The organism is Pseudomonas sp. BIOMIG1BAC, from assembly GCF_001705995.2.
In the GTDB taxonomy this organism is placed as follows: Bacteria; Pseudomonadota; Gammaproteobacteria; order Pseudomonadales; family Pseudomonadaceae; genus Aquipseudomonas; species Aquipseudomonas sessilinigenes.
This window is the reverse complement of sequence record NZ_CP049045.1, coordinates 5374197-5387550: the sequence shown is the minus strand read 5'-3', so window position 1 is coordinate 5387550 and position 13354 is coordinate 5374197. Positions and strand designations below refer to the sequence as shown.

At 56.0% G+C, this 13354-nt stretch carries 8 protein-coding genes and 3 tRNA genes; 10 read left to right on the top strand and 1 reads right to left on the bottom strand.

Translation table 11 applies throughout. The annotated features are described in order from the left end of the window. Positions 1-87 precede the first annotated feature (87 nt). Positions 88-942, bottom strand: a complete 855-nt coding sequence (folD, locus tag ATY02_RS24965; RefSeq protein WP_068582944.1) for a bifunctional methylenetetrahydrofolate dehydrogenase/methenyltetrahydrofolate cyclohydrolase FolD — start codon at positions 940-942, stop codon at positions 88-90. Between the two features lie 282 nt (positions 943-1224). Here folD and ATY02_RS24960 point away from each other — a divergent pair. The 10 genes from ATY02_RS24960 to ATY02_RS24915 all read left to right on the top strand — a co-directional run bounded on the left by ATY02_RS24960 (position 1225) and on the right by ATY02_RS24915 (position 13328). Next, positions 1225-1301: transfer RNA gene (locus ATY02_RS24960), tRNA-Arg, on the top strand. Between the two features lie 32 nt (positions 1302-1333). After that, positions 1334-1409, top strand: a tRNA-His gene (locus tag ATY02_RS24955). Between the two features lie 58 nt (positions 1410-1467). Then, positions 1468-1552: transfer RNA gene (locus ATY02_RS24950), tRNA-Leu, on the top strand. Between the two features lie 1428 nt (positions 1553-2980). After that, positions 2981-4684, top strand: coding sequence for a group II intron reverse transcriptase/maturase (gene ltrA / locus ATY02_RS24945; RefSeq protein ID WP_060765696.1), 1704 nt, complete (start codon positions 2981-2983; stop codon positions 4682-4684). A gap of 131 nt (positions 4685-4815) precedes the next feature. Beyond that, entirely contained in the window at positions 4816-6126 is a 1311-nt protein-coding gene (gene tig / locus ATY02_RS24940) for a trigger factor (protein WP_068582947.1), read from the top strand. A gap of 91 nt (positions 6127-6217) precedes the next feature. Continuing rightward, positions 6218-6859: an ATP-dependent Clp endopeptidase proteolytic subunit ClpP gene (gene clpP, locus ATY02_RS24935; RefSeq protein WP_068582950.1), complete on the top strand. Its 642-nt coding sequence runs from the start codon at positions 6218-6220 to the stop codon at positions 6857-6859. A 106-nt stretch (positions 6860-6965) separates the two neighbouring features. Next, on the top strand, positions 6966-8249 hold the full coding sequence (gene clpX, locus ATY02_RS24930; protein ID WP_068582953.1) for an ATP-dependent Clp protease ATP-binding subunit ClpX: 1284 nt from the start codon (positions 6966-6968) through the stop codon (positions 8247-8249). 162 nt (positions 8250-8411) lie between these two features. Continuing rightward, positions 8412-10808: an endopeptidase La gene (gene lon, locus ATY02_RS24925; protein WP_068582956.1), complete on the top strand. Its 2397-nt coding sequence runs from the start codon at positions 8412-8414 to the stop codon at positions 10806-10808. A 148-nt stretch (positions 10809-10956) separates the two neighbouring features. Beyond that, a complete protein-coding gene (locus tag ATY02_RS24920) occupies positions 10957-11229 on the top strand; it encodes an HU family DNA-binding protein (protein WP_022639715.1) in 273 nt (90 codons plus the stop codon). Positions 11230-11456: 227 nt separating this feature from the next. Further along, positions 11457-13328 (top strand): SurA N-terminal domain-containing protein, encoded by a 1872-nt coding sequence (locus ATY02_RS24915; protein WP_068582959.1) that lies wholly within the window; start codon positions 11457-11459, stop codon positions 13326-13328. Positions 13329-13354: the final 26 nt, after the last annotated feature.

Below are 13354 nucleotides of genomic sequence, written 5' to 3'. Positions count from 1 at the left end.
TCGCCAGCGATAAGGGGAGGTAAATACTGTGGTGTTACAGAATAAAGAAAGCCCGCCGATGGCGGGCTTTTGTGTGCGCAAGGACACTCAGCTGTGCAGCGACTCGGCTGCGTACAGGGTGTTTTCCAGTAGGCAGGCACGTGTCATGGGGCCTACGCCGCCGGGCACTGGAGTGATCCAGCCTGCGCGGGGCAGGGCGGTTTCATAAACCACGTCGCCCACCAGCTTGCCGTCTTCCTGGCGATTGATGCCGACATCGATGACGATGGCACCTTCCTTGATCCACTCACCCTTGACCAGGCCAGGCTTGCCGGCTGCTACAACCACCAGGTCGGCGCGGCCGACGTGACCGGCCAGGTCCTTGGTGAAACGGTGGGTCACGGTCACGGTGCAGCCGGCCAGCAACAGCTCCATGGCCATTGGGCGACCAACGATGTTGGAGGCGCCGACCACCACCGCATCCATGCCATACAGGTCGGCACCTGTGCTTTCCAGCAGGGTCATGATGCCCTTTGGCGTGCAGGGGCGAAGCAGTGGGATGCGTTGTGCCAGGCGGCCGACGTTATAAGGATGGAAACCATCCACGTCCTTGTCCGGGCGGATGCGCTCGAGCAACAGTGATGCGTCCAGGTGCTCGGGCAGTGGCAATTGTAGAAGGACGCCATCGATGTTCGGGTCATCGTTCAGGCGATCGATCAGGCCTGCCAGGTCTTCCTGGGTGGTGTCGGCGGGCAGGTCGTAGGCCTGGGAAAGAAAGCCGACCTCTTCGCAGTCTTTACGCTTGTGCGAGACATAAACCTGAGAGGCTGGATCGCTGCCGACCAGGATCACTGCGAGGCCGGGAGTGCGCAGGCCTTGCTGGCGACGCTCGGCGACACGCTTGGCGATCTGCTGGCGCAGGCTAGCGGCGATCGCTTTGCCGTCGATTAGTTGTGCAGTCATGACGCGTGATTAACCATCGAGAGGGAAAGAAAAAGAGAACACATTCTCGCATGCCGGGGCGTGAGGGCAAAGGCGCTTGCTCTGCAAATTGCCCTAACTCCTTTAATTAAATGAATTTTTTTTAAAAAAGAGTTGACGACCTAACGGCTCGTCTATAACATTCGTCGCACTTGTCGGGCACAGCCTAGCACTGGTTAAGAAGGTCGGGCGGAGTTGTTGATCAACTCGCAGCGACTGGAAGCAATTAGTTTGTAGTCGTTAGTTAGAGTACAGATTAATAAGGCGCCCGTAGCTCAGCTGGATAGAGCATCCGCCTTCTAAGCGGATGGTCGCAGGTTCGAGTCCTGCCGGGTGCGCCATTAGGCAGCTTTGGCACAAGTAACGCAATATGGTGGGCGTAGCTCAGTTGGTAGAGCACAGGATTGTGACTCCTGTTGTCGTGGGTTCGATCCCCATCGTCCACCCCATATTCGAAAAAGGCGCCAGATTAATAGTCTGGCGCCTTTGCTTTAAGAAGCTTGTTACGCGGACGTGGTGGAATTGGTAGACACACTGGATTTAGGTTCCAGCGCCGCAAGGTGTAAGAGTTCGAGTCTCTTCGTCCGCACCAATAAAGTAGCTAGTTAATAGCAGATGACGGCGCAGCACCTGAAAGGGTCTGCGCCGTTTTCGTTTCTGGGTGTTTGCATCGCGCGGCGCGCATGCTGGGTTGCCCAAGTGATGAAGCGGCTTTCCTCCGGTCGCTAGCTGCTCTGGTTTGATGGTGTTGTTACCCGGTGTATTCGAGAGGCTGGCTGGTTGCTTCTATATATAGAGGGGCTGGTGCAGGGACTGGGTTTGATCTGTAGTGTTTGCTCTTATGGTGGGGCTGAAGCCTTTGTCCCCGTCTTCATGTTGCTGGCCGCTTTTTACCCCTTTTCAGTAGGGTGACTTCTTGAGTTTGACCCACTAGAATGCATGCCCTTGGTGCGACACGCGTGGCGTGTCTCCTAAACTTCGAGGTGTAGAGTCATCTTGAAGGGTTTTCGAAAGAGAGCCGAGAGCTTGGGTGCCCAATCCCAAGAAACAAAACCCTCCCAGAAGTCCAATGCCTTCAAGGACTTGCCGCAGCGGCGGTGGCAAACTCAAGGTCGATTAGCGCTCGGTGGCTCGACCGCAGTACTGGATTTCCGGTATTGGAGTGCCTACTACACATCAGCCCTATTCAGGGCTAAACCCATGCGGGAGAGAATCCCCGCTGGGGTTCCCTCCTGCTTTTGAAACAGGAGGTAACAATTCTTTGAGCATGCTGCCTCGGCAGTCCCTGTTCACATCAAACCGGAGACATGAGCGAAAGCTCTGTCTGTCATTGTCCAACCATTGCCTGTTTGGAGTGGCAGCGGACTCGTTGTGCGACCAACGATAGCCTAGGAAGACATGCGTCACTGGTAACGGTGGGGTGTGAAGCTCTTCCAACAATGTAGCCCCCGTATGGGTGCGTCTTCGCCGTGAGGCGGAGCGCAGATGCTCGGAGCAGTACCGGGTTGAGGCGCTAGGCTGGCTGGTATGGGTAACACAAGTGAACTGCTAATAAACGTCGTCAGCATTACGGTGCCTAATCTGCTGATAGGCATTAACCAAAAAGGTGATGCGACCGGTTGTTCTGGTCAAGGGTCGGAACACGTCGTCACATAAGGTCGCCGGCGAATAGGCAGACTCTAACCCAGTCGTGTGACAGGCAGGGAACGTGGTAAGCCCGTATGGCTGCCTTCGGGCAGGTGAACCGCAAGGTGATCCGTTGGCTGTGCGGGTATGGGATCGCAGAGAAAGCGAAAGCCGGGCTGTAATGGCCCGGATAGGGGCTGGAACATCGCTCCACGGGAAACCGGGCAGACTTCTGCGTGGTCTTTCGTCGCATGAACTCTGAGTGAACCTGTCTCAATAAACCTAGAGATCCAGCTGTAACGGATCTTCTATTAATCCAACCCTGGCGGGAGCGTCCATTCCCGTCAGGGGATGTGTGCGTCTTTCGCTTGGGGCAACTTGAGAGGAAGGCAGCATGTTAGAACATAGCCAATTGGCCGTGTCTGCGCCTTCCGGCGCTCCGCAACAATGGCATGACATCGATTGGTGGCGTGTTCAGCGGAATGTCCGGGCGATGCAGATACGGATTGCGAAGGCTTGTCGGGAAGGCAACTGGCGCAGGGTGAAAGCCTTGCAGCGGATGCTGACCCGCTCACGCTCGGCCAGATACTTGGCCGTACGGCGAGTCACTGAAAACCAGGGTAAGCGCACGGCGGGAGTCGACCGCGTGCTCTGGGATACACCCGATGCCAAATGGAAGGCGGCAAATGGGTTGAAGCGCCACGGTTATAAACCACGGCCTTTACGGCGTGTGTTTATTCCGAAGTCAAATGGAAAGGAGCGCCCTCTGGGCATTCCGACCATGACGGACAGGGCAATGCAGGCGTTGTATTTGCTTGCTCTGGCACCCATTGCAGAAACCACCGGCGATCCAAACAGCTACGGCTTTAGGATCGAGCGATCTACGGCGGATGCAATGGGGCAGTTGTTCGTATGCCTATCCAAGAAGGTTTCGGCCCAATGGGTTTTGGAGGCGGACATCAAAGGCTGCTTTGACCATATCAATCATGACTGGCTTATCACCAGCGTCCCAACGGATAAGGTGGTTCTCCGAAAATGGTTGAAAGCTGGCGTGATTCATAAAGGCCAGCTACAGGCAACGGATGCCGGTACGCCACAGGGCGGGATTGTCTCGCCCAGCTTGGCGAATCTGGTGCTGGATGGGCTGGAGTCACAACTTAAGCAACATCTGGGTGTGACCAAGGCCAAGAAGCTGAAAATCAATGTGGTGCGTTATGCGGATGACTTTGTGATAACCGGAACCTCGCGAGAGGTGCTGGAAACTGAAGTCAGACCTTGGGTAGAGCAGTTCCTAGCAGTGCGGGGGCTGCAGTTGTCACTCGAGAAGACGCGTGTCGTCCATATAAAGGAAGGCTTTGACTTTCTAGGTTGGAATTTCCGCAAGTACGATGGGAAGCTTCTGATCAAGCCAAGCAAGAAAAACGTGAAAGCGTTCTATAGCAAGGTAAGGGAGATCATCAGTACCAGCAAAACGGTAAGGCAGGAGGATCTGATCCGACAGCTGAATCCGATACTGCGTGGCTGGGCGTTCTATCACCAGCCTGTGGTAGCCAAGAAAGCGTATAGCCGCATGGATTACATGATCTTTCTGGCTCTATGGCGTTGGGCAAAACGGCGACACCCTAAGAAAACACTCCAGTGGATCGGAGCGAAATACTTTAAACCCATGAAGGGGCGCAAAGGGGTGTTTGCTACCGCGACGATGAATGACAAGGGAGAGATGCGAACGATCGAGTTGTACTCGCTAGCGAGCACTCCGATCGAACGACACAAGAAGGTGAGTGGGGAGTACAACCCCTTCGATCCTTCTATGGAGGAAATGGGTGAGAAAAGGCGTATGGAACAGATGCTCAAAAGGCTGGCGTACCGTAAGCAAATCTTGAGCCTTTTCCAGAGTCAGAAAGGATTGTGTCCAATATGTAAGTTACCGATTACGAAGGAGACGGGGTGGCATGATCACCACATTCTGTACCGCACAAAAGGCGGTGGAGACTCCCTAAATAACCGGGTACTATTGCACCCCCTTTGTCACCAGCGGCTACACGCTCGCGGATTGACAGTGAACAAACCGGCTCCCCTTACCGGGGGTTTTGATTAGGCCCGAGCCGTATGCGGGGAAACTCGCACGTACGGTTCTTAGGGGGAGGTGGGCCAGTAATGGCCCATCTCTACCCGACATTCTGGGGTCGGAAAACGGCCGGCTAATCGTCTGTGCAACGAGGAATATCCATGCAAGTTTCTGTTGAAAATACTTCTGTTCTTGAGCGCCGCATGAGCATCACTGTGCCGGCTGAGCGCATCGAGAGCCAGGTCAACAAGCGTCTGCAGCAGACTGCCCAAAAGGCCAAGATTCCAGGCTTCCGTCCTGGCAAGGTTCCAATGAGCGTGATTCGTCAGCGTTATGAGGCTGACGCACGTCAAGAAGCAGTAGGTGATGTGATCCAGGCTTCCTTCTACGAGGCCGTTGTCGAGCAGAAGCTGAACCCGGCTGGCGCTCCTTCGGTTGAGCCTAAGGTGCTGGAAAAGGGCAAGGACCTGGAATACGTCGCCACTTTCGAAGTGTTCCCTGAGTTCACTGTTGCCGGTTTCGAAGGTATCGCTGTTGAGCGCCTGAGCGCGGACGTGGCTGATGCCGATCTGGACAACATGCTGGAAATCCTGCGCAAGCAGAACGTTCGTTTCGAAGCGGCCGACCGCGCTGCCCAGAAAGACGACCAGCTGAATATCGATTTTGTTGGCAAGATCGACGGCGAGGCGTTCGCTGGCGGCTCCGCCAAGGGGACTCAACTGGTTCTGGGTTCGGGTCGCATGATCCCGGGCTTCGAAGATGGTCTGGTGGGTGCCAAGGCTGGTGAAGAGCGTGTTCTGAACCTGACTTTCCCTGAGGACTACCAGAACCTGGACCTGGCCAACAAGGCCGCTGAGTTCACTGTTACCGTCAACAGCGTTTCCGAGCCGAAACTGCCTGAACTGACCGAAGAGTTCTTCGCGCAATTCGGTATCAAGGAAGCGGGTCTGGAAGGCTTCCGTGCCGAAGTTCGCAAGAACATGGAGCGCGAGCTGCGCCAGGCTATCAAGTCGAAAGTGAAGAATCAGGTTATGGACGGTCTGCTGGCCTCCAACCCGATCGAAGTACCGAAGGCGCTGCTGGAAAACGAAGTCAATCGTCTGCGCGTCCAGGCTGTTCAGCAGTTCGGTGGCAACATCAAGCCGGATCAGCTGCCAGCTGAGTTGTTCGAAGAGCAGGCCAAGCGCCGCGTAGTGCTGGGTCTGATCGTTGCCGAAGTGGTCAAGCAGTTCGAACTGAAGCCTGATGACGCTCGTGTTCGCGAACTGATCCAGGAAATGGCTTCGGCATACCAAGAGCCTGAGCAGGTCGTGTCCTGGTACTACAAGAACGAGCAGCAATTGAACGAAGTCCGTTCGGTTGTGCTGGAAGAACAAGTTGTGGATACTGTTCTGCAGAAAGCTAGCGTGACCGACAAATCGGTCTCCTACGAAGAAGCGGTCAAGCCGGTAGAAGCACCTCAAGCCGACTGATCTTTTCTCGTTCGAAGCAAACACCATAAGCCAGCCTTCGTGCTGGCTTATGCGTATTCAAGACATGACTATTTGGGAGTGACTGCAGGACATGTCCCGCAATTCTTATTATCAGCAGAGTTCTGACATCCAGGCCGCAGGCGGCCTGGTCCCGATGGTTATCGAGCAGTCCGCTCGCGGCGAGCGTGCCTACGATATCTACTCGCGCCTCCTCAAGGAGCGAGTGATCTTCCTGATCGGTCCGGTAGAAGACTACATGGCCAATCTGGTCGCGGCGCAGCTGCTCTTCCTTGAAGCGGAGAACCCGGACAAGGACATCCATCTCTACATCAACTCGCCGGGTGGTTCGGTGACCGCTGGGATGTCGATCTACGACACCATGCAGTTCATCAAGCCTGATGTTTCCACTATCTGCATTGGCCAGGCGTGCAGCATGGGTGCGTTCCTGCTTGCAGGCGGTGCGGCAGGCAAGCGCCACTGCTTGCCCAACTCGCGCATGATGATCCATCAACCGCTCGGCGGTTTCCAAGGCCAGGCGTCGGATATCGACATCCACGCCAAGGAAATCCTGCACATCCGCTCGCGCTTGAACTCGCTGCTGGCCCATCACACAGGTCAGAGCCTGGAAACCATCGAGCGTGACACCGAGCGCGACAACTTCATGAGCGCTGAGCGCGCAGCGGAGTACGGCCTGATCGACTCCGTTATCAGCAAGCGTCAAATGCCCGCCTAAGCAACTCAAATGTAGGCGGCTGGTTTGACCGGCCGCCTGCGGACTTGAAAAAGCCCGCAATTGCCTTCATCTTGTGTTGCAAGCCTATCGGATTTGGATCGATCGAATGACTGACACCCGCAACGGCGAGGACAACGGCAAACTGCTTTATTGCTCCTTCTGTGGCAAAAGCCAGCATGAAGTACGCAAATTGATTGCCGGCCCCTCGGTCTTTATCTGCGACGAGTGCGTCGACTTGTGCAATGACATCATCCGTGAGGAGGTGCAGGAAGCACAGGCCGAAAGCAGCGCGCATAAATTGCCTTCGCCTAAAGAAATCAGCGGCATCCTTGATCAGTATGTGATTGGTCAGGAGCGTGCAAAGAAGGTTCTGGCAGTAGCGGTTTACAACCACTACAAGCGTCTGAACCAGCGTGACAAAAAGAACGACGAAGTCGAACTTGGCAAGAGCAATATCTTGCTGATCGGCCCTACAGGCTCGGGCAAGACGCTATTGGCGGAAACCCTGGCACGCCTGTTGAACGTACCTTTCACTATCGCCGACGCCACCACCCTGACCGAAGCCGGTTACGTGGGTGAGGACGTCGAGAACATCATTCAAAAGCTGCTGCAGAAGTGCGACTACGATGTGGAAAAGGCCCAGATGGGTATTGTCTACATCGATGAAATCGACAAGATTTCCCGCAAGTCTGATAACCCTTCGATTACCCGGGATGTTTCTGGTGAAGGTGTTCAGCAAGCCCTGTTGAAGTTGATCGAAGGCACGGTCGCTTCCGTTCCGCCTCAAGGTGGTCGCAAGCATCCGCAGCAGGAATTCCTGCAGGTCGATACCCGTAATATCCTGTTCATTTGCGGTGGTGCATTCTCTGGCCTGGAGAAGGTTATCCAGAACCGCTCCACCCGCGGCGGCATTGGTTTCAATGCCGAAGTGCGTAGCAAGGAAGAGGGTAAGAAGGTCGGCGAATCACTGCGTGAAGTGGAGCCTGATGACCTGGTCAAGTTCGGCCTGATTCCTGAGTTCGTCGGCCGCCTGCCGGTTCTGGCGACGCTGGATGAGCTGGATGAAGCAGCTTTGATCCAGATTCTCACCGAACCGAAGAACGCCTTGACCAAGCAGTATGGCAAGTTGTTCGAGATGGAAGGTGTCGATCTGGAGTTCCGCTCTGACGCCTTGAAGGCAGTAGCCAAGCGGGCTCTCGAGCGCAAGACAGGTGCTCGTGGCCTGCGTTCGATTCTCGAAGGCGTACTGCTTGACACTATGTACGAGATCCCCTCGCAATCCGAGGTGAGTAAAGTAGTGATCGACGAAAGCGTTATTGAAGGCAAGTCCCAGCCACTGTTCATCTATGAGAACAGTGAGCCGACGGCCAAGGCAGCGCCAGACGCTTAAGCGGCATGCTGTCGGATTGAAAGAAGGGGCCTTCGGGCCCCTTTGTTTTTAGCGTCTTTAAAGTGCTGTCTTTAGCTTGTTTTTTTTCCAGGCAGCCCCCATCTTGGTTTCAAGCTTACTTCCACCAGTTTTCGGCCGTAAGGCCGCCGTAGAGGCGAAATCATGAAGACAACCATCGAATTGCCTCTCCTGCCATTGCGTGATGTCGTGGTTTATCCGCACATGGTTATCCCGCTGTTCGTGGGGCGCGAGAAGTCGATCGAAGCCCTTGAGGCAGCGATGACGGGCGACAAGCAGATTCTCCTGCTGGCTCAGAGAAACCCTGCTGATGACGATCCCGGTGAGGATGCACTCTATCGCGTAGGTACCATTGCCACCGTCCTGCAATTGCTCAAGTTGCCTGATGGCACCGTGAAGGTGTTGGTTGAGGGCGAGCAACGTGGCGCTGTCGAGCGTTTCAGCGAAGTCGACGGTCATTGCCGCGCCGAAGTGACCCTGATTGATGAAGTGGATGCTCCCGACCGCGAGTCGGAAGTGTTCGTGCGCAGCCTGCTGTCGCAGTTCGAGCAATATGTACAGCTGGGCAAGAAAGTCCCTGCCGAGGTGTTGTCCTCTCTCAACAGCATCGATGAGCCAAGCCGCCTGGTGGACACCATGGCCGCGCATATGGCGCTGAAGATCGAGCAGAAGCAGGAAATTCTCGAGATCATCGATCTCTCCGCTCGTGTAGAGCATGTCCTGGCACTGCTGGATGCCGAGATCGACCTGCTGCAGGTGGAGAAACGCATTCGTGGCCGCGTCAAGAAGCAGATGGAACGCAGCCAGCGCGAGTACTACCTGAATGAGCAGATGAAGGCCATTCAGAAAGAGTTGGGCGATGGTGACGAAGGCCACAACGAAATCGAGGAGCTGAAAAAGCGCATCGATGCTGCTGGCCTGCCAAAGGATGCCATGGCCAAGGCCCAGGCTGAGCTGAACAAGCTCAAGCAAATGTCGCCGATGTCTGCCGAGGCGACAGTGGTTCGTTCCTATATCGATTGGCTGGTTCAGGTGCCGTGGAAGGCCCAGAGCAAGGTACGCCTCGATCTGGCGCGTGCCGAAGATATCCTCGATGCCGACCACTATGGCCTTGAAGAGGTCAAGGAACGGATTCTCGAGTATCTCGCGGTCCAAAAACGTGTGAAGAAGATTCGCGGCCCGGTGTTGTGCCTGGTCGGTCCTCCTGGGGTCGGCAAGACTTCCCTGGCGGAATCGATCGCCAATGCCACCAATCGTAAGTTCGTGCGCATGGCCCTGGGTGGTGTGCGGGACGAAGCGGAGATTCGTGGCCATCGTCGAACCTATATCGGTTCGATGCCGGGAAGATTGATTCAAAAAATGACCAAGGTTGGGGTACGCAACCCGCTGTTCCTGCTCGATGAAATCGACAAGATGGGCAGCGATATGCGTGGCGATCCAGCCTCGGCCCTGCTTGAGGTCCTGGACCCCGAGCAGAACCACAACTTCAACGATCACTATCTGGAGGTCGACTACGACCTGTCCGATGTGATGTTCCTCTGCACCTCCAACTCGATGAATATTCCGCCAGCCCTGCTGGACCGGATGGAGGTGATTCGTCTGCCGGGTTACACCGAGGACGAGAAGATCAATATCGCGATCAAGTACCTTTCGCCCAAGCAGATCCAGGCCAATGGCTTGAAGAAGGGCGAGTTGGAGTTCGATTCTGACGCGATTCGCGACATCATCCGCTACTACACCCGTGAAGCCGGTGTACGGGGCCTGGAGCGCCAGATCGCCAAGGTCTGCCGCAAGGCGGTGAAAGAGCATGCGATGGAGAAACGCTTCTCGGTGAAGGTCACCTCCGACCTGCTGGAGCACTTCCTGGGCGTGCGCAAGTTCCGTTATGGATTGGCCGAGCAGCAAGACCAGATCGGCCAGGTCACCGGTTTGGCCTGGACCCAGGTCGGTGGTGAGTTGCTGACCATCGAGGCCGCAGTAGTGCCTGGCAAGGGTCAACTGATCAAGACCGGCTCCTTGGGCGATGTCATGGTCGAGTCGATCACCGCCGCACAGACTGTAGTGCGTAGCCGTGCCAAGAGCCTGGGGATTCCCCTGGACTTCCACGAGAAGCGCGATACCCATATCCATATGCCGGAAGGGGCTACCCCGAAAGACGGCCCAAGCGCGGGCGTAGGCATGTGCACTGCACTGGTATCGGCCTTGACCGGTATTCCAGTGCGGGCCGATGTGGCAATGACCGGCGAGATCACACTGCGTGGTCAGGTATTGGCCATCGGTGGTTTGAAAGAGAAACTACTGGCGGCGCATCGGGGTGGAATCAAGACCGTGATCATTCCTGAAGAGAATGTTCGCGATTTGAAAGAAATTCCTGACAATATCAAGCAGGATCTTCAGATCAAACCCGTTAAATGGATTGACGAAGTCCTGCAAATTGCGCTGCAATACGCGCCGGAGCCCTTGCCGGATGTGGCTCCCGAGATAGTTGCAAAGGACGAAAAACGCGAGTCTGACTCTAAGGAAAGAATTAGCACGCATTAATACGCATTAGCCTGGGGGGCTTCCTTGACAGCTTTTTAGAGCCCTTGTTATAAAGCGGCTCTTAAGTGCCTGTAGGCCATTCAGCACTCGTTTTTGCTTTCACCAAAAAACTTAGAATCATACTCATAGATATATAAGGGGACTTAGAGTGAACAAGTCGGAACTGATTGATGCTATCGCTGCATCTGCTGATCTCCCGAAAGCTGCTGCTGGCCGTGCGCTGGATGCAGTAATCGAATCCGTTACTGGCGCTCTGAAGGCCGGTGACTCTGTTGTTCTGGTTGGTTTTGGCACTTTCTCCGTAACTGATCGTCCAGCTCGTGTCGGCCGCAACCCACAGACCGGCAAGACTCTGGAAATCGCTGCTGCTAAAAAGCCAGGTTTCAAAGCTGGTAAAGCACTGAAAGAAGCCGTTAACTAAGTTTCTTCAAGGGTCTTTGCCCATCCGGGTCGGGTCATGCCTGATCTGGCAGCGGGGCGCCAGTTGACCGGTACATAACCGGTTCACGCCGAGGGTCGCAGGTTCAGCTCTTGTCCGCTCCGCCAGTTACGAGAAGGCGCATCCTCGGATGCGCCTTTCTTCTATCCGGACTCTACCCACGCTCCACGGTTGCTCAAAACAGAAGTACAGCCGTTTCTGGGGGACGCATGCTGCAGAATATCAGGGACAATTCACAAGGCTGGATTGCCAAAACCATCATCGGGGTCATCGTCGCACTGTTGGCGTTGACCGGTTTCGATGCCATTTTCAAGGCCACTACCCATAACCAGGATGCGGCCAAGGTCAACGGTGAGGAGATCACTCAGAACGAGTTGAGCCAAGCCGTCGACATGCAACGTCGTCAGCTGATGCAACAGTTGGGCAAGGACTTCGACGCCTCTCTGCTCGATGAGAAGATGCTGCGTGAAGCTGCCCTGAAGGGGCTGATCGATCGCAAGCTGTTGTTGCAAGGTGCCCAGGACTCCAAGTTCGCCTTCTCTGAAGGGGCATTGGATCAGGTGATCCTGCAGACGCCGGAATTCCAGGTCGAGGGCAAGTTCAGCCCTGATCGTTTCGACCAGGTTATCCGCCAGCTGGGTTACACCCGCTTACAGTTCCGCCAGATGCTCAGCCAGGAAATGCTGATCGGTCAGGTGCGCGCTGGACTGGCAGGCAGTGGCTTCGTCACGGATGCCCAGGTGCTGGCATTCGCCCGCCTGGAGAAGCAGACCCGTGACTTCGCTTCCCTGACCGTCAAGGCCGACCCGGCCGCGATCAAGCTGACCGATGACGAGGTCAAGGCCTACTACGACCAGCACGCGAAGGAGTTCATGACGCCTGACCAGGTCGTGATCGACTACATCGAGCTGAAGAAGGCCGCTTTCTTCGACCAGGTCAGCGTCAAGGACGAGGACCTGCAAGCGCTGTATCAGAAGGAAGTCGCCAACCTGTCCGAGCAGCGTCGTGCCGCGCACATCCTGATCGAAGTCAACGACAAGATGAACGAGGCCCAGGCCAAGGCCAAGATCGAAGAGATCCAGGCGCGCCTGGCCAAGGGTGAAAGCTTCGAGGCGCTGGCCAAGGAGTTTTCCCAGGATCCAGGTTCGGCCAACAATGGCGGTGACCTGGGCTTCGCTGGCCCTGGCGTCTACGACCCAGCCTTCGAGAAGGCCCTGTATGCGCTGGACAAGGACCAGGTTTCCGCTCCGGTGCGCACCGACTTCGGTTATCACCTGATCAAGCTGCTGGGCGTCGAAGCACCACAAGTGCCGAGCTTCGCCAGCCTCAAGGACAAGCTGACCCGTGAGCTGAAGACCCAGCAGGTCGAGCAGCGTTTCGTCGATGCGACCAAGCAACTGGAAGACTCGTCGTTCGAAGCGTCCGATCTGGCCCAGCCAGCCCAGGACCTGAAGCTCACCATACATACCTCCGCGCCGTTCGGTCGCGAGGGTGGTGACGGTATTGCCGCCAATCGTGCCGTAGTACAGGCCGCCTTCAGTACCGAAGTCCTGGATGAAGGTGCCAATAGCACCGCCATCGAGCTGGATCCGGAGACTGTCGTGGTGTTGCGCGCCAAGGAGCATCGCAAGCCTGAGCAACTGCCTCTGGAAAGCGTCGCCACGGCCATCCGTACGCAATTGGTCAAGGAGCACGCCAGTGCTGCTGCCAAGACCAAGGCTGAAGAGCTGATCGCCAGCCTGCGTGATGGCAAGGTCGCGTTGAACAAGCCGGTGGATGGCCAGGACTGGAAGGTCGCCAAGGCCGTGACCCGTGGCCAGGAAGGTATCGACCCGACTGTGCTGCAGGCCCTGTTCCGCATGAGCAAGCCTGAATCCAAGGACAAGCCGAGCTTCACCAGCGTGACCTTGCCTAATGGCAACCTGCTGGTCCTGCAACTCGATGCAGTCAACGAAGCCGTGGCGCCGACCGACGAAGAGAAGGCCCAATACCGCCGCTTCCTGGCCTCGCGCGTAGGCCAGCAAGACTTTGCGGCCTATCGCAAGCAGTTGGAAAACCAGGCGGATATTAAGCGTTATTGATGCCTGTTCCCCTGTGTTGAAAAGAC

What these genes read in the sequence shown, in the direction of transcription:
- folD (WP_068582944.1), bottom strand. Translation starts at nt 942, where the DNA reads ATGACTGCACAACTAATCGACGGCAAAGCGATCGCCGCTAGCCTGCGC.
- ltrA (WP_060765696.1), top strand. Translation starts at nt 2,981, where the DNA reads ATGTTAGAACATAGCCAATTGGCCGTGTCTGCGCCTTCCGGCGCTCCG.
- tig (WP_068582947.1), top strand. Translation starts at nt 4,816, where the DNA reads ATGCAAGTTTCTGTTGAAAATACTTCTGTTCTTGAGCGCCGCATGAGC.
- clpP (WP_068582950.1), top strand. Translation starts at nt 6,218, where the DNA reads ATGTCCCGCAATTCTTATTATCAGCAGAGTTCTGACATCCAGGCCGCA.
- clpX (WP_068582953.1), top strand. Translation starts at nt 6,966, where the DNA reads ATGACTGACACCCGCAACGGCGAGGACAACGGCAAACTGCTTTATTGC.
- lon (WP_068582956.1), top strand. Translation starts at nt 8,412, where the DNA reads ATGAAGACAACCATCGAATTGCCTCTCCTGCCATTGCGTGATGTCGTG.
- ATY02_RS24915 (WP_068582959.1), top strand. Translation starts at nt 11,457, where the DNA reads ATGCTGCAGAATATCAGGGACAATTCACAAGGCTGGATTGCCAAAACC.